The sequence below is a fragment of the Aphanizomenon sp. UHCC 0183 genome (assembly GCF_009712065.1).
Lineage (GTDB): Bacteria > Cyanobacteriota > Cyanobacteriia > Cyanobacteriales > Nostocaceae > Dolichospermum > Dolichospermum heterosporum.
Genome location: NZ_VILC01000031.1, coordinates 47,710 through 65,013, shown reverse-complemented (window position 1 = coordinate 65,013; position 17,304 = coordinate 47,710). Strand labels below are relative to the sequence as shown.

The 17,304-nt window shown below is 39.3% G+C and carries 13 protein-coding genes and 1 pseudogene; 3 read left to right on the top strand and 11 right to left on the bottom strand.

The genetic code is table 11. From position 1 onward, the window contains the following. Positions 1 to 477 (bottom strand): annotated as a pseudogene (locus FJR37_RS12885) (hypothetical protein); the annotation flags it as partial. Between the two features lie 178 nt (positions 478 to 655). Continuing rightward, positions 656 to 2,326 (bottom strand): NACHT domain protein, encoded by a 1,671-nt coding sequence (locus FJR37_RS26990; RefSeq protein WP_371416121.1) that lies wholly within the window; start codon positions 2,324 to 2,326, stop codon positions 656 to 658. A 199-nt stretch (positions 2,327 to 2,525) separates the two neighbouring features. Here FJR37_RS26990 and FJR37_RS12875 point away from each other — a divergent pair, with 199 nt between their 5' ends. Next, a complete protein-coding gene (locus FJR37_RS12875) occupies positions 2,526 to 2,717 on the top strand; it encodes a hypothetical protein (protein WP_072033683.1) in 192 nt (63 codons plus the stop codon). Positions 2,718 to 2,805: 88 nt separating this feature from the next. Then, complete coding sequence (locus FJR37_RS12870) at positions 2,806 to 3,891, top strand: AI-2E family transporter (RefSeq protein ID WP_168466195.1); 1,086 nt, start codon at positions 2,806 to 2,808, stop codon at positions 3,889 to 3,891. Positions 3,892 to 3,951: 60 nt separating this feature from the next. Here FJR37_RS12870 and FJR37_RS12865 read toward each other — a convergent pair whose 3' ends face one another. The 4 genes from FJR37_RS12865 to FJR37_RS12850 form a co-directional block, all read right to left on the bottom strand. Continuing rightward, positions 3,952 to 5,070: a geranylgeranyl reductase family protein gene (locus tag FJR37_RS12865; RefSeq protein WP_039205352.1), complete on the bottom strand. Its 1,119-nt coding sequence runs from the start codon at positions 5,068 to 5,070 to the stop codon at positions 3,952 to 3,954. A 287-nt stretch (positions 5,071 to 5,357) separates the two neighbouring features. After that, the gene (gene frr, locus FJR37_RS12860; RefSeq protein WP_168466194.1) at positions 5,358 to 5,906 is read right to left on the bottom strand and encodes a ribosome recycling factor; all 549 of its coding nucleotides are present in this window, start codon (positions 5,904 to 5,906) and stop codon (positions 5,358 to 5,360) included. Further along, positions 5,893 to 6,621: a UMP kinase gene (pyrH, locus tag FJR37_RS12855; protein ID WP_027403325.1), complete on the bottom strand. Its 729-nt coding sequence runs from the start codon at positions 6,619 to 6,621 to the stop codon at positions 5,893 to 5,895. Before pyrH ends, frr begins: the two co-directional genes overlap by 14 nt. 142 nt (positions 6,622 to 6,763) lie before the next feature. Further along, on the bottom strand, positions 6,764 to 11,023 hold the full coding sequence (locus FJR37_RS12850) for a CheR family methyltransferase (RefSeq protein WP_168466193.1): 4,260 nt from the start codon (positions 11,021 to 11,023) through the stop codon (positions 6,764 to 6,766). Positions 11,024 to 11,572: 549 nt separating this feature from the next. Here FJR37_RS12850 and FJR37_RS12845 point away from each other — a divergent pair. Further along, positions 11,573 to 12,466, top strand: a complete 894-nt coding sequence (locus FJR37_RS12845; RefSeq protein WP_039200558.1) for an alpha/beta fold hydrolase — start codon at positions 11,573 to 11,575, stop codon at positions 12,464 to 12,466. A gap of 574 nt (positions 12,467 to 13,040) precedes the next feature. On the opposite strand, the gene FJR37_RS12840 is transcribed toward FJR37_RS12845, so the two are convergent. From FJR37_RS12840 to FJR37_RS12820, 5 genes are all read right to left on the bottom strand, one after another. Beyond that, positions 13,041 to 13,211, bottom strand: coding sequence for a hypothetical protein (locus FJR37_RS12840; RefSeq protein WP_160289930.1), 171 nt, complete (start codon positions 13,209 to 13,211; stop codon positions 13,041 to 13,043). Positions 13,212 to 13,563: 352 nt separating this feature from the next. Further along, positions 13,564 to 13,785: a hypothetical protein gene (locus FJR37_RS12835; protein ID WP_152608831.1), complete on the bottom strand. Its 222-nt coding sequence runs from the start codon at positions 13,783 to 13,785 to the stop codon at positions 13,564 to 13,566. A gap of 748 nt (positions 13,786 to 14,533) precedes the next feature. Then, entirely contained in the window at positions 14,534 to 15,139 is a 606-nt protein-coding gene (locus FJR37_RS12830; RefSeq protein WP_039201210.1) for a peptidoglycan-binding protein, read from the bottom strand. A gap of 168 nt (positions 15,140 to 15,307) precedes the next feature. Further along, positions 15,308 to 16,156, bottom strand: a complete 849-nt coding sequence (locus FJR37_RS12825; protein WP_039201209.1) for a M23 family metallopeptidase — start codon at positions 16,154 to 16,156, stop codon at positions 15,308 to 15,310. 441 nt (positions 16,157 to 16,597) lie between these two features. Beyond that, positions 16,598 to 17,062 (bottom strand): DUF4164 domain-containing protein, encoded by a 465-nt coding sequence (locus FJR37_RS12820; protein ID WP_168466192.1) that lies wholly within the window; start codon positions 17,060 to 17,062, stop codon positions 16,598 to 16,600. Positions 17,063 to 17,304 lie beyond the last annotated feature (242 nt).

The window sequence follows — 17,304 nt, the reverse complement described above, 5'->3', positions numbered from 1 at the left end:
AAAACTACTATGACCTGTGAGGGTGCGGAGTAACCTTCCTCCTGCTTGGGTGAGACTGGGGGTGAGGGGACGCAACCAAGGGTGAGGGTGAGTTTTTTGTGCTTGGGTTAATAGGGTTTGCATTGCTGGGGTCTTAATGGTTTGTAACCTTCCCCATAATTGACTTACTAATTGTTGTTTATCCTGGGTGAGAATATGTGCAGACAGTCGCAAAGCACTTTGAATATATTTTAAGGTTTTGCTTTGGTCTGGGTGGGTTGCGGTTTGGGTAGCATCTAATAAATCATAATCTTCAATTAATGCTTGGATACCAAATTCAGGATGATTGATTTTGTTAGATATGAATTGATAATCTGTGAGGGTTTGGAAATATTTGGTTAAGTTACCGGAGTTTACCAAATTATAAGGAAATTTACCCAAATAAGCTTTTTGGGAATAGGATTTATCTGATAATAATTTTTTGTTAGTTGCTGGCATAAGATTTTTGATAAAAATTAATATCTGTAGGTTGGGTTGACGTAAGGAAACCCAACATTAAATTGGGTGTGTGGTTGTGCTTCGCTAACTACAATCTCAATTTCTCCTTTTGAATCAATATGTTATGTTGGGTTGCGCTTCGCTTAACCCAACCTACGGAAATCGTAAAATTTTATTATCATCCCTGTATCCTCTCCCAATAATCAACAATGCGCTGATTTACGTCTTCAAATAATTTGCGAGTTGGTTTAAATTCTTTTTTGGCTTTCAAGAAGTCTAAGAAACTAGCATGATAGATGCTATAACAAATATCTTCATCTATGGTTTGCGGTTTCAAATATTCAATCCATTCATTTAAAATATCATCCACATCACATTCATCTTCATTAACGATATCAAACATCATCTCACCGGATATTGGTGTACCAATTTCCACTAAAATAAACAGAATCATTACTTTCATTTTTTTAGATGAATCATTCATTTTCATCCGTTCCCAATGAGTTTGATAATAATTCTGTAAACCTTGGGGTAATTGGGTTAAATTCAAATCATTATATTTACCCTCTGCTATTGCTGGTAAAACATAGCGCAGGTACATAAAATTATTTTCGCTCTTGGTTGCTAACTGATTTACAAAAGCGTCGGGAGTGATATTTTTGTTTTCTATCCAAGTTTGTAATCCGTCTTTGTGTTCTGGATCATTGTTTAAACAGAAGCGAATATGCTCTTGAATATCATGCTGATTTTCTTTGTCATATTGACTATCAGTTAAATCTAAATATTCTTTTTTCAATCCTTCTGTATAGAGTCGTTCTTTAGTTGCTTCATAACGTCGTCTAGTTAGGAAGAAATAAACATTATCTGGTAGGGTTTTTGGTAAATATAAAATATTTTCTCCTCCTGGTTCTTGCTTGACTTCATCCAGTGCATCAACGACAATGATTAATTTTTCATTGGTGGTTATTTTTTCAGTAGCTTTTACTAGTAATGTTGATAAATCATCCTTATCCACATTTGTTAATTGATAGCGGTTAATTAGTTGTTGACGAATGCTTTCCAGAAATAATTCAGGACTATTACGATTTTCTTGTAAGTTGTTGAAATAACAAATTGTTTTATGTTCAAAAACGTATTTTGCAGCGATGGTACTTTTGCCCATTCCCGCATCACCGATAACTGTGAAATAGCCTTTTTTATTGGTGTTGATGAAGTTTGCAAAGGCAGTAAATACGAATTTGCGACCGCAGAAGGATTTGATTTTTTCGGTAATTAATGATTGAAATTCTGGTGGATAGTCATATTTTTGATTCTCATGATTTTTCCAGTCTATTAAATCTCTATCACGTAAAACTTCCGCAGGTGTCCTCGTGCGTTTGGCTACGCTAACAAACACTTGATAAAATTCTTCAAATTCTTGACGAATATTAATATTTTCTAATTCTCTTATTTCATCTCCCAAAATATTCCAATCTAGAAAATGTTCTATTTCTGGAGTAAAAATCAAGGGATGATCGGCGTTAAAATCTTTCCAGAAAGCTTTTTGAATTTCTTTTTCTCTAAAAAGTTTCAGTAATGGCTCAGGCTTATATACTCCATATTCTATTAAAGCATAAACGTAAACGCTAATAGTATCACCTGGCGGTTGGATCGGATTAAGCCCAAATTGCTGTTTAATTCTAATTACAGTTTCACTCCGTTGTGTTTGCTTAATAGCCAGGGTAGCAGTAGCAGGAGCAATTTTAGCGATCGCACTAATTACTGGGTTAATATCCATTTTAGCGATAATATGACAGAAATTCATACCTATACTCCATCCTAACGGTAGATGGCAAGATTTAGCTAACACAATATTTATTATTTTTATCTCGTTCCCAGGTCTCTGACTGGGAATGAATAAGATAAGGCTCTGCCTTCAATGAGATAAGATGGAGGCAGAGCCTCATCAACTGCATTCCTAGTCAGAGACTAGGAACGAGATAAAGATTTATTATTTTCAGTTATTATTTGGTATGTACCCTATAAAATTATGTGTTCCCCGCACTGTTATGGAAAATCAATTGGGATTTTTGCTGAAGCTGCTATTATTTTCGACTTTGCTATCGGTATTAATTAAATATGCTGCTCCGTTTTTAGGGATTCCAGCAACGGTGACAAATGTGTTAATTATGGTTTTGTTACCAACTATAATTATGGCGATCGCTCTACTGTGGCGAATACCAAGACAAAAGCAAAATTAACAGAAAAAATATAGTCCGTGTTGCTAAAATCAGCTAACCTAACTGCATTGTCATCAAAAGGCATTTTACCAAGCTGGGAGTCTTGCTTGTGAATCTTGGTCAATGGATAGGCTTAATTGCCTTAGTTATATCTTTATATATATTGTGGCAACTTCGTGATGTTCTGCTACTAATATTTGCGGCGGTTGTTTTAGCGACGACTTTAAATCGTCTCGCCCGGCGCTTTCAAAGTTTAGGAATAAAACGAGGATTATCAGTTTTATTAGCTGTAGGGATTTTCTTTGCAGGTGTTGTCTGTTTTTTCTGGTTAATCGTACCACCTTTTATCCAGCAATTTCATGAACTCACTTATCGAGTTCCCCAAGGATTTGGGCGGTTTAATAGTTGGATTGATGTCCAAAGAAGTCATATTCCTGTACAATTATTGCCTTATATACCGGATCTTAATAGTTTAATTGAACAAGCTCAACCACTATTTAATCGCCTATTAGGTAACTCTTTTGCTTTTGTTTCTGGATCTTTAGAAGTTGTTCTCAAAATTCTATTAGTCCTGGTGTTAACAGGAATGTTTTTAGTTAATCCTGATGCTTATCAAAAAGTATTTATTCGCATATTTCCCTCCTTTTATCGGCGGCGGGTAGGGGGGATTGTACAGGAATGTGAAGTTTCTTTAGGAGGATGGGTGACTGGTGCTTCTATTGGTGTTTTGGTGGTAGGGCTGATGAGTTTGGTGGGTTTATCAATTTTAGGAGTGAAGGCTGCACTAGCTTTGGGCGTGTTAGCGGGATTTATGAATTTAATTCCTAATTTGGGTCCAACTATGAGTGTAGTCCCAGCAATGGCGATCGCTCTTTTGGATAATCCCTGGAAAGCTGTTGCTGTGTTTATTCTCTACTTTATTATTCAACAGACTGAGAGCAATTTTATCACACCTGTAGTCATGGCACATCAAGTGTCTTTACTACCAGCAGTTACTTTAATTTCTCAGTTATTTTTTGTGACCTTTTTTGGATTTTTAGGATTATTTTTAGCACTTCCTCTGACGGTTGTTGCCAAAATTTGGGTACAAGAAGTATTAATTAAAGATGTGTTAGATAATTGGAATAATAATGAAGAAGATCATCCAGAATTAACTATAGTTGAGGAATATTCGGATATCAATGATCAGGTGTAAAAGTTGAGACTCCTGACTGGGCGCAGACCCTGCGCCCCTACTTAGGTGAATCTTGCTGTATCAACCAAAACCAGGAATTAACCGCTTTAAGGCGCGACCAGCGACATCACTATAACGTAATTCTCCACAGAGGATTTTACCCATGATTTGAGCGCCAGAGGGGCGTTTGACACCGACCTTGTAGCCAACACCAGGGAAGCGATAGAATGCCCCTGCTAGTTTTTGCGCCCAAGCCATATCATTTCCCCATTGTTCGTTAATGGCATTGGTATAGTTTTCGAGGGCGTTAATATCACCATTTAAAGCATCGTGAATAAATCCTGCGGCAAGAACGGCGCTAAAAATGGAGGGACGAATACCTTCGGCGGTAAAGGGATCAACTAGACAGGCTGCTTCTCCAGCTAAAACTGCATTTTGGGTATGGAGTTTTTGGTTTCCATCCCAAATACATAGAGGATGACCGTATTGTTTACTAGTTTTGATATCTAAATTAAAAGATTTGGCATATTCATCTAAAATTTTCTTAAAGTCTTGGGGTTCGCCACCCATAAAAGTGCCGACTCCGATAGAATGACAGTCAGTTTTGGGGAAGTTCCAGATATAGCCGTTTTTGACCAAGCCAAACTCAAAGTGAATTGTGGTTTTTTTCTCGACAATTGCCGGAATTTCTGCTTCTAATGCTCCTGCTAATCGGCGTTTGCGTTCTTTAAAACCTAGCCATTTAGCCATAGAACCTTTTGCACCATCAGCGGCGATGAGATAACGACCAGCGACTATCCCTGTGGTGGTGGTAACTTGCCAAGCATCGTTTTTAAATTCTATTCCTCTAACTTCTGTTTTGTCTCGTAGTTCAGCCCCTTGATTTTGAGCTTGTTGGATCAGGAAATGATCAAAAATATCCCGCCGCACCATCCAAACGGGTTCTTTGGTATCAATTTTTGCTTCTACAGGATCGCCTAATTGCCAGGTAAAGCGCAAAGAGTCAGCTTTGGTAGAGATAGCAGGGCTGAAGTCAAAGTCGAACCATTGAGCTACGCTAGGTGACACGCCACCGCCACAGGGCTTATATCTCGGTAGGGATTCTTTTTCTAAGACTAAGACCGACCGCCCCTTCTTCGCTAGATGATATGCTGCTGTTCCCCCGGCAGGACCTGCGCCAACAATAATGCAGTCGTACATAATGGCTAATTTTTTGCGCTCTATCTTAACTTAGTTGATTTTTCAGTATATATTAGGAGGCTATGATTTTTTTTATCAATTTTTAGTAAAAGTAAGCCACAGAATAGATGATCCTGTTTTGTCATGCTGAGTGTAGCCACACTCTGCGAACAGAATGATATTGGGCATTTCTTTTTGCGGAGTTCTCTAAATGGAGTTGGTGATTGGGAAAAGAAATTATTTTTCTCTAATTTCCCAATCCCCAGTCCCCAGTCCCCAGTCCCCAGTCCGTCCTTAGTCCTTTCAAGTTACACAGTTGATATCTCTTGTTCCTTTTCTCTCAACAATTCGTCTATCTTTACTATGTGCTTGTTGGTCAGTTTTTGGAGTTTGTCTTGCTGATCTCGTGCTTCATCTTCGGAGATTTCCGCACTTTTTTCCTGTTTGCGAATGGTATCGAGAGCGTCTCGGCGAATATTGCGAATTGCTACACGACCTTCTTCCGCATACTTGGCGGCAAGTTTGACAAATTCTTTGCGGCGATCGCTAGTTAGTGGGGGAATATTCAACCGGATCACACTACCGTCGTTACTGGGAGTTAAGCCCACGTCCGACAGAGAGATAGCTTTTTCAACGATATTTAAGGCGTTCCTATCGTAGGGCTGAATCAGGATGGTTGAAGAGTCTGGCGTGGTAATGTTTGCCAGAGATTTCAAGGATGTTGGTGAACCGTAATAGTCCACTTGGACTTTATCTAATAAACTCGAATTGGCGCGACCGGTACGAATTGTATTAAAAGCTCGTTGAGTAGACTCAACGGTTTTTTGCATCGTACTCTCAGCTTCAGCTAATTTCACAAGAACCTCCCACAAGAGTGCCAATAGATTCTCCCATGACTGCCCGGTGGATGTTACCTCGCACCGTGAGGTCAAATACTAAAATGGGGAGATTATTTTCTTTACATAGAGCAATTGCGGTACTATCCATAACTCGCAAATCTTTAGCCAAAACGTGGGCGTAGGTAAGGGTGGTAAAACGCTTGGCATCAGGATAAAGTTTGGGGTCAGCATCGTAAATGCCGTCTACTTTAGTAGCTTTGAAAATCACTTCTGCTTCAATTTCTGCCGCTCTTAAGGCCGCAGTGGTATCTGTAGTAAAGAAGGGATTCCCTGAACCTGCGCCAAAAATTACCACCCGTCCTTTTTCAAGATGACGGATGGCACGACGGCGAATATATGGTTCTGCTAGTTCTTGCATAGCGATCGCGGTTTGCACCCTTGTCTGAATTCCCATTCGTTCTAGAGAATCTTGCAGGGTCATGGCATTCATTACCGTGGCAATCATGCCGATATAGTCAGCGGTTGCCCGATCCATACCTGCTGATGCTGCTTTAATGCCTCGAAAAATATTGCCACCGCCAACCACGATAGCCACCTGTACACCAGTGGCTATCACCTCTCCTATTTCCTTGGCTATTTCCTCAACCACTTCTGGGTCAATGCCATAGCCTAAGTTGCCCATTAAGGCTTCACCGCTCAGTTTAAGTAAAACCCGTCGGTAATTCGTTCCCATGAAGTTCCGCTTTATCAAAAAAGTTGCAATTGCCTCCAATTTAAGATAGCAGTAGAGTGACTATCTGTGTCTATTTAGGGTTTGCTGAAAAAGTTATCTGTGAGGACAGGGGGCAGGGGGCAGGGGGCAGGGGGATTAGAAATTAGCGTTTTATAGCCAAAGAAGCAACCACAGAGACTAATTGATCCGGTTCTATGGGTTTGCCAATATGTATTTGAAATCCTGCGGCTTTAGCGGCTGCTTCCTCGGCTTCTCCAGTATAGGCAGTTAATGCGGCGGCGGGAATTTGCCCACCTGCTTCAGGACTTAGCTGCCGGATCTGACGAATCAGCATATAACCATCTTCTTCTGGCAGACCAATATCAGATACAAGTACATCGTAACCACCCGGATGATCTCTGAATTTTGATAAAGCCTCCCTGACAGATACAGCCTCTGTGACTTCAGCGCCACATTCCTCCAAGACTATTCGGAATAATTCGCGGATGTCTGGTTCATCATCTACAATCAGTACCCGCACACCGGCTAAAGATGGGGGGGAGGGGGAGGTGGGGGGGGGAGGGGAGGTAGAGGGGGTAGAGGGGGTAGAGGGGGTAGGGGGGGTAGGGGAGGTGGGGGGCGTAATAGGTTCTATGGCTATATCGGTTGTTTTCAGGTTGGTTTGCAGAGGTAGTTTAACTGTAAAAGTTGAGCCTTGACCCTCACCTGGACTGGTGACTGTGATTGTACCACCGTGAAGTTCTACCAAATGACGCACTATGGAAAGCCCTAGTCCCAAACCAGAATTTGACTTGGTTTTACTGCCATCAGATTGACGGAAGCGGTCAAATACATAAGGGAGAAAGTCAAGACTAATACCTCTTCCTGTGTCCTTAACTTGAATTTCCGCTTGAAAATCACTGTAATCTAAACTGATATCAATTCTGCCTTCTGGGGGAGTAAATTTAATCGAGTTAGAAAGTAAATTCCAAATTACCTGTTGCAAGCGGATCGGATCTCCGACTACAATTTTGGCATCAGGATCTAGTCTTGATTTAATTTGAATGTTTTTTGCCTCTGCGGACAAATTCACTACTTCTATAGCTGCGGAAATCACAGAAATCAGCTTTACAGGCTGGGGATTCAGACGCATAGTACCACTGCTAATTCGGGAAACATCCAATAAATCCATAATTAACAGGTTTTGAGCTTGGGCAGCCCGTTCAATGCATGATAATGCTTGTTCAGTCTTAGCTTCATCAAGCTTTTTATGAAGCAACAACCTTGACCACCCTAGCAGGGAATTGAGGGGGTTTCGCAATTCGTGAGAGAGAATGGATAAAAACTCATCTTTGGCGCGGTTGGCTGTTTCTGCGGCAGTCCGGGCTGACTGTTCTTGTTCTAGGAGGTGAATCCGTTCTGCTTCAAACTGCTTCTGTTGAGTAATGTCCTCAATTACTAGGAGAATCAGTAGTTGCTCACCTATTTGCGGCATTCGTCGGGCATTGAGGCGCATAACTTTGAGTCCGATTTGCTCAAAAATATGCTCAACTTCCACATCTTGAAACTGGGTTTGGTGGGTGATAACATTTTCTAAGAGCGATCGCAATTGAGAAATATCCCACTGTCCATTACCGATTTCAGAAATCAGGCGATTTTCTGTTTCTTCTCGCACTACCCTAAATGTGTCGTAGAAAAATTGATTAGCCGTAACCACCCGTAAATCTGTATCTAGCACCACTAAAGATTGGCGGACAGTATCCACAATTGCTTCTGAATAATCACGGGATGCTCTGAGTTGATCTGTACTATGTTTGAGTTCATCAATATCCACCAAAACTACCACAGCACCATCAATTTTGTTATCTATTGTCCGATAGGGTCTAATGCGTAAATCATACCAATGACCATCCTGGTCTTGCACTTCCTGAGTTTTAAAATTCAGAGTGCTAATTACGTCTAAAATTTGGGCTTCTAAATCTGGTATATTTAACTTATGTTTAATATCACTTAATGGTCTGCCCACATCGGAAGAAATCAAGTTAAATATTACCCCTGCCACTGGAGTAAAGCGGCGAATCCGTAAATTACTACCTAACATGAGGATAGAAATATTAATACTACTCAGGAGATTTTGTAAATCATTACTTACCTGATTAGATTCAATATTCCGCCGTTGCAGTTCATCATTAATAGTATTTAATTCTTCATTAGTAGCCTGAATTTCTTCCTTAGCTGTTTGTAATTCCTCATTGGTACTTTGCAACTCTTCATTACTAGAAAGTATTTCCTCATTCGCTGCTTTCAAATCTTGATTAGAAGCTTGCTGTTCTTCAATAATTGATTGCAGATACTCTTTATTAGTTTTTAATTCCTGTTGTAGATCAGCAATTTCTTTAGCATAACTGTTATTTTGCTCCTGTACAGATTCAATATCGCTATTTAATGCCGGCACAAAAGTAATTGCTGGCGATGATTCCACAAATAAAACTAAAAATAAATCTTCTTCCTCATGACTAAGCATTTGAAAAGGAATTATCTCAATATTCACCAGCCTAAGTAACTCATTTCTGATAATTTTTATCCCTTCTTTCCTAACTGCTGTCCGTTGCCGTTTAGCTTGATGGATAGAAGTCCGTAGATCTAAGCGGAATTCTTCCTTGGCCATTTTCAGCAAATTAAAACTGGGTATACCTGGCGCTGGTTCTAAATAGAGACTTGTTTGACCTCGGAATTGTAAAATTTCTAAATTCTTATCAACAACCACACCCACAGGAACAAATTGGTTTAACACAATCCTGTCGGCTTGTTTCTGTATTTCTAGATCACTCCACGAAATCTGCTCATGTGCTAGTAGTTGCGGTTTGTGACTGTCTAGTGGTTTCTGACTGGGGATGATCTGAATTCCCAATGGTTCAGATGTTATTTTTCGACCATATATCTTGTACTTTTTATCCACTACAGCAAATAGATCAGAAAATTCCCCCACTGTTTCTGATGTACCTAACATCAAAAAGCCTGTAGGTTTAAGACCATAATGGAAGATTGGTAGAATTGTCCTCTGGATAGCAGCACTCAAATAAATGAGGACGTTGCGGCAACTAATTAGATCCAATCGAGAAAAAGGCGGATCATTAATCAGGTTTTGTTTGGCAAAAACACACAGTTCTCGGACTAATTTGCTAATCTGGTAGCCACTCTCTGTATGCACAAAAAAACGTTGCAATCGTTCGGGAGAAATATCTGCTATTTGGTTGGGTTTATAAATGCCAATTCTCGCTTTTTCTATCGCTATTTCATTCACATCTGTCGCAAAAATCTGGATGGGGATATTCATTCCCTGATTCGTTAAAAATTCTATTAAGCAGATAGCTATAGAGTAGGCTTCTTCACCAGTTGAACATCCTGCTATCCATATACGGATAGGATCATCAGTTTTACGATACTTAATCAGCATTGGAAATACTTCAGTTTTTAAAGCTTCAAATGCTTCTGGATCTCGGAAAAAACTGGTGACAGTAATTAATACATCTTGATATAATGCGTTGACTTCAACCGGGTGAGTTTGCAGAAAATAAATGTAATCTTCCAGATTATCTAATTTATATAACATCATCCGGCGCTGAATTCGCCGCTTCAAAGTAGTATGCTTGTAATAGGCAAAATCAACACCAGTAGCCGCCCGGAGGATCTGGAAAATACCTAATAAAGGATCTGTTGGTTCGGTGACGACTTCACTTACTGGAACTGGTTCTGATCCTCTAATATAGGGATGAGAGCTAATGTTTGCTAGTTTCTCAGCAATTTGTTGGGGAGTGAGGATAAAGTCCACATAACCAGAAGCTACCGCAGTATTGGGCATGGTACTAATCATCCCCGGTTCTTCAGCTTGGGCAAAGGTAATGCCTCCTGCACCTTTGATGCTTTCTAAACCCTTTGTACCATCTTCATTACCCCCCGACAACACCACGCCAATGGCTTTGTCGCCTAAATTATCTGCTAAAGACAAGAGGAAACTATCAACAGTCAGTGCCAAACCGCGAGTTTTTTCACGAGGGCTGAGTTTTAGTGTGCCTTGGTTAATGGTCATGGTGACATTAGACGGAATCACATAAACATGATTCGGTTGTACTTTTAGCCCGTCTTGGGCTTCACATACGGGCATTTGGGTTGTCCGGGAAAGAATATCCGGCAACATACTTTTTTGATTGGGACTTAAATGCTGTACCAGCACAAATCCCATGCCAGTATCTATTGGTAGATTGTTCAATAGTTGGGTAAATGCCTCTAAGCCACCCGCAGAAGCACCAATGCCGACAATGGGAAATAAATGTTCCTCTGTTCTCTGCTGTTGGGGAGATGCTTGAGGAGTAGGATTATTATTATTAGCTGGAGATTTCTTAGTAGACCGCCGAGTATTCATACTATGCACCCGATTAAAGTCCGGGATATGAATTGAGTAACGGAAATTTTATCTTCCTAGATTTACTTTAGCGAAATATAGGTTTCATGATATACGTATAAACAAACTATTTTTGAGAAGATATAGAATAAGTAGTGGGACTTTGGGTACTCCCTAATCTAAATCTATCAACAGAATCTCAGCGGCTAAAGCCAGTGAGACTTCCAATTAAAAAAATATCCCAAAATTTCTTGTGGTGCGGGCATCTTGCCCGCTAATCATCAAGGACGGGCAGGATGCCCATCCCACAAAATTGGATCATTTTTTTGTGGAGTTCTCTTACGCACGCTCACTAACTTACCATCATATGAATGAACGAAATTGCGTCGTTTTCGGCTTTGGAAATAACTTATTGAGTAGGGTGCGTCAGATAGAGGAAATCTGTTTTTTACCAAATTATTGGGTCTGACGCACCCTACAAGAGATAAAATCCACATTCCATATTTAGAAAACTTTGTCAATGCGTAAGCCCTAATTTTTTTAAAATCAATTATCATTATTATATTTCCCATGCAAGCTGATACAAAGACATTTACTTCTACAGAAATCTGGACTTGGCAAGATTTTCCTATTTGTTACCAAACTCAAGGGAATACAGGACCCGCTGTAATTCTGATACATGGATTTGGTGCATCCTGGGGACACTGGCGCAAAAATATTCCAGCTTTAGCCGCAAATTGCCGAGTCTATGCAATTGATTTAATTGGTTTTGGGGGTTCAGCTAAACCCAAACCAGGAGAAATTACCTATACCTTAGAAACTTGGGGACAACAAGTAGCAGATTTTTGTCGGGAAGTGGTGGGTGAACCTGCATTTTTGGTAGGTAATTCTATTGGTTGTATTGTCGCTATGCAAGCGGCGGTAATTAACCCGGATATGGCGTTGGGAACTGCTTTGCTTAACTGTTCTTTGCGGTTATTACATGATCGTAAACGTCCAAGCTTACCTTGGATTAAGCGATTTGGTACACCAATTTTACAAAACTTTCTAGCAATTAAACCAGTAGGTAATTTCTTTTTTAATCGTCTAGCTCAACCACCAACAGTTAAAAGTATTCTTTTACAAGCCTATGCTAACGGAGAAACGGTAACAGATGAGTTAGTAGATATTTTAATGACACCGGCAAAAGATCCTGGGGCTGCGGCTGTATTTTTAGCTTTTACGGCTTATTCCAGTGGTCCTTTAGCGGAAGACTTATTACCTATAATATCTTGTCCAGTAATTATTTTATGGGGAACGGCTGACCCTTGGGAACCTATTAATTTAGGTAGAGAGTTAGCCAATTTCCCCCAAGTCCAAAAGTTTATTCCTTTAGAAGGTGTGGGACATTGTCCTCAAGATGAAGCACCTGAATTAGTAAATCCAATTTTACTTGATTGGATTGGTGAACTACTAGTACCGTAGGGCGGAAGTCAAAAGTCAAAAGTCAAAAGTCAAAATGAAGACAGTAAGTAGGTGAGCGTTGAAAATTGTCGTTATGGCAAGGCAAAAGGCAAGAGGCAAGAGGCAAGAGTGAAAAGGGTTTGGGCGATTTTACATTTCTTTACACAGTTTGGTTTTATTGTGTTCACCTACTTATAGGCTTTTGGAGGATTTAGAATGGTTGGTTTATTTACGCCGTTTTGTACTAGTACAGAAAAAAAGCAAATTCAGAGAAATTAACTTTAAACTATTAAGAGGGTGTTTGAAAAGTTATGGTTGATGTATCAAATATTTTTTACCCCTCCCTAACCCTCCCCTTATAAAGGGGAGGGAACTGGATTTTTATTGTTTCCCCCCTTTACAAGGGGAAAGGGGGGTAGCAATGTGATGAAAATTACGGAATGCCACTTTTAAAACATCCTCTAAGACTGATTTTGTGGACTAGTGGTCTGTCAATTTTGTTTTTGTGCGTAATCGGTTTGCAAATCTCTTGATAGCAAAAGATTCCAAGAATTAAATACACACAATTTTTAGCTTGACAGATCACTAGGCTAACTTACCACCATCCGCGGCGACGATGACCACGCCAGCCACCACCCCAGCCACCATGCCGGCCACCATGCCGTCCACCACGCCAGCCACCGGATAGAAGTTGCTGTTCTTCTACGGATAGTTCTACAACTAAATCAGATGGGATATTTTGAGATGGAATATTTTGGTTTGACATAATAATTGTTGAACTCAATTAATTTTTGCTAGGTTTTGTACAACCATGTTTACTTTTATAAAGATATTTCTGATCAATTTAATGATTCTATGGTTAGAAATATTAGTTGATAACTTATATCTTTTGATGAAAATAAATAAATTTATTATATGACCAAAGATAGACTCATGGAATTTTATTTAAAGCCTGATGATAAAAAAGGAAAGAGGAGAAAATTAAGCCAGAATTTTGGCATAAGATACTGCTAATATTTGATATCAAGCAATCTATCTGAAAATTTCTCCTCACCCTATAATTACAAAATTGAAACCCTAAGACTATCAAAAATAGTCCAGTTAGATATTTTGCTTATTTAGGAAGAGTATAAACCACCACGCTGGTCATTACGCTCAGGATAGCTATCTTCTCTGGAATAGGGTGTAGGTTGATCATATTGTGGATAGCCTCTGCCACATTTTTTAGGTTTACAACAACAGGGAGGGGGTGACTGGTAACATCCCCCAGATAAAAGTTGTTGTTCTTCTGCTGATAATTCTACAAGCAACGTAGATTTATTATCTTGATGTAACATCATAAGCCTCACTTAGTTGAATTATTTCCGGTTTTAATTTGCTGACAACTTCACTATAAAATCAGATTTCATGTTTTTATTCAACATGATTATTAGCCTCAATTTATGAATAAGTGAATGTTGCCTATACTTCTTTTATAACTATTAATAATTAGAAAAAAATGCCCCCTTAGTCATAGGTTTATATAGCTTAAATTAGTCTCTTGTAGGGTGCGTCAGACCCAATAATTTAGTAAAAAAGAGATTTCCTCTATCTGACGCACCCTACTAAATATGTAATGTAGATTTTATCTCTTGTAGGGTGCGTCAGACCCAATAATTTGGTAAGGATCGTGGATTAAATAAGGTGTAATACTGCTAAGGAACGCAAATTTAATAACCTGCAATTCTGACTTAACCTGAAATGGTGCGTTACGCTGTCGCTAATACACCCTACTTTTACACTTTATTTAATTCATATTCCTAAGAGACTTCCAAGAAATAAATTATCCTGATTAACGAACCACGGAGGCGCAGAGGACACAGAGGAATAAGGGTTTGAGAGATTTTTGCGTTAGGTGGTTTATCGGTTGTCAAGAGATTGCTTCCTTTCACTCGCAATGACAACTCATGCAGCACAGGTTTATTAGAGACTTCCAATCAAAAAAATATCCCAAAATTTCTTGTGGTGCGGGACGAATTGCCCGCTAATCATCAAGGACGGGCAAGGATGCCCATCCCACAAAATTGGATCATTTTTTTGTGGAGTTCTCTAAATACCTAAAGCTCTCCGAGTTTGATAGCCAACAACGCCATCTACACGCAGTCCGTTACGTCTTTGGAAGTGACGAATTGCGTTAATGGTGCGTGAGCCGTAAACACCATCAACTCTAATCCCTAAAGCTCTTTGAATTTCTCTAACTCGTTCACCTCTTGAGCCATATCCTACCGTCACCCTACCCCCAACACCGTATCCAGAACGATATCTGCGGTGAGAATAGCCAGGAGTATTACCAATCCATCTTTCAGCAGCATAGTATCCTCGGTAACGTCCCGAAGAAATTCTCGCAAATCCATTTCTGACACTGCCTGTTTCACCAATGTATGAACCATTGCGGACACAAGCTACAGATGAATTTGCAGTGCTAGGTCCAGTACGAATATAAAGACAATTTCCATTTGTGCTGGCATATTCTGCGGAAGCAAACTGCATTTGAGTCACTGTAGCTAGTAATATAGTTACACCAGCCAAAGTTAACCATGCCGAAGATTTAAAAATTTTCCGCCAATTAAATGACGATTTGGGAAAATTTAATGCAAAATTTTCATTTGGTTGTTCATCTTCTATATACATATATGAATAAGCCAAATATTCCATAATCACCTGCTCCTTTATGTGAACTTTTACGATACTTTTGTCTAGTTTTAATCTTTATTGATTTTATACTTCTTTAGCACAATATGTTGGCTACTATATTCCGCCATTTGAACTGTCACATCAGGTATTTGTAATGAAATCATCAATTACATAAAGAGGTTAGTATTTTTATTTCCCTAAACCACGAGAAGTGAGAAAACTATCCGCACGAATTGGACTACCATTCCGCCAAATTTCTATTTTTTCTGGGCTGATTAAGTAGGAAAAAGTACCATTTTCTGCCTGATATTTGTTATTATCAACTTTCCAAGCCCGAATTTTTAAAACTTGACTGGGTTCCTGTTTCAATTTCCCTAAATAAAATAACTGACCATTTTCTTCGCAAACTTTTATACTAACTGTTGCCGTCTCCCCATTCATAATTGTAGTCCCATGACAATCAGCATGATTACTTATAGGTGAAACTGGTTGTGGAGTTCGGGTAACTGGTTGATTTACTGGTGTTTTTGCGATCGCGGCGGACGGTAATAAACTGAGAGGATTACTAGCTAAACGACCATCTGCATAAAATTCAAAATGCAAATGAGGGGCGGTGCTATTGCCTGTTGAACCCATTTCGGCAATAATTTGACCTTGTTTGACCTGTTGACCTTTACTGACCAATAAGCGGCTATTATGTCCGTAAACCGTCACATTGCCATTAAGATGTTTAATTTCGATAAAATTGCCTAATCCCCAATCATCCCAACCAGCTTTGACAACTGTACCAGCCGCAGCAGCCAAAATCGGAGTCCCTTTTGCACCCGCAATATCAATTCCCTCATGTTGATATTTACGGAAACCTTGAGAAAGCACACCCTGAGTAGGCCAAATTAAGTTAGTAGCAGGTGCAAATGTGGTGTTAGTTAGAGAAACTATTTGAGGTGAAGCTGGAGCAATCTGATTCAAGACTAGACTGCAAGAAATTAAACTCATTAAAGCATAATTACAAAAGCGGTAGATATTAACTTTTTTCATCAGTTTCTAGCCTCATAGTTGCTATAGCAGCGAAAAGAAGTCAAAGCCGACTACTGTAAATGGAGAAATGCTATAGTTACTTGCTATTTCAGTCTCAAATGTGTCACATCAGGACAGTTAGCTGGTTAAATTTACAACTTGTGCAAACTTACTATTTCCAGAAATAGATCCCCAACTTCTTAGAGGGTGTTTGGAAAGTTATGGTTGATGTATCAAATATTTTTTACCCCACCCTAACCCTCCCCTTGTAAAGGGGAGGGAACTGGATTTTTATTGTTTCCCCCCTTTACAAGGGGAAAGGGGGGTAGCAATGTGATGAAAATTACGGAATACCACTTTTCAAACATCCTCTTAAAGAAGTCGGGGATCTTGTTTTTTTGGCATTTACAAAAGAAGGGAACAGGGAACGTTCCCTGTTCCCTCTGAATCTGATTAGAATTTTCAAATTTTGCTGCTGGGGAAGAAACCGAATAGTTTCACTACTCCACTAATTAAGGCAATAATCACTGCTACGAGAACTCCACGATTAATAAATTCTTGGTTATCTAATCTTTTATCAATACCACTAACTTTTTCCTCTAGGGTTTTAATTTCCCCAGATAGTTCTGCTTGCCCAATTTCTAATTTATTTAGTCTACCATCCATAGTTTCTAGTTTTTTGTTAACTTCAGTAAATTTTTGATTGACTTCAGCAAACTGTCGATCCATTTTTTGGTTGACTTCAGCAAACTGTCGATCTATTTTTTGGTTGACTTCAGCAAACTGTCGATCCATTTTTTGGTTGACTTCAGTAAACTGTCGATCCATTTTTTGGTTGACTTCAGTAAATTGTTTCTCTATCTTTTGATCAAGACGAGACAATATTTCTTCCAGGGTATAAGTGAGAGTTGGTGGGTTATTGGTCATATATTTTGGCGATTAATAAATGATAAGAAAATAGGCTAAAAACCCTTGAGGACAATAACAGCAGCGTCCGCCATTTTAGTATTTTATCCCACTCTCTATGAAGGAGATGGAACTTTTTATCCCATTAGGGATTTCAAATTTTACCAGTGGGAAAGAAACCGAAGAGTTTGACTACTCCACTGATTAAGGCTATAATCACTGCTACTAGAACTCCGCGATTAATAAATTCTTGGTTATCTAGC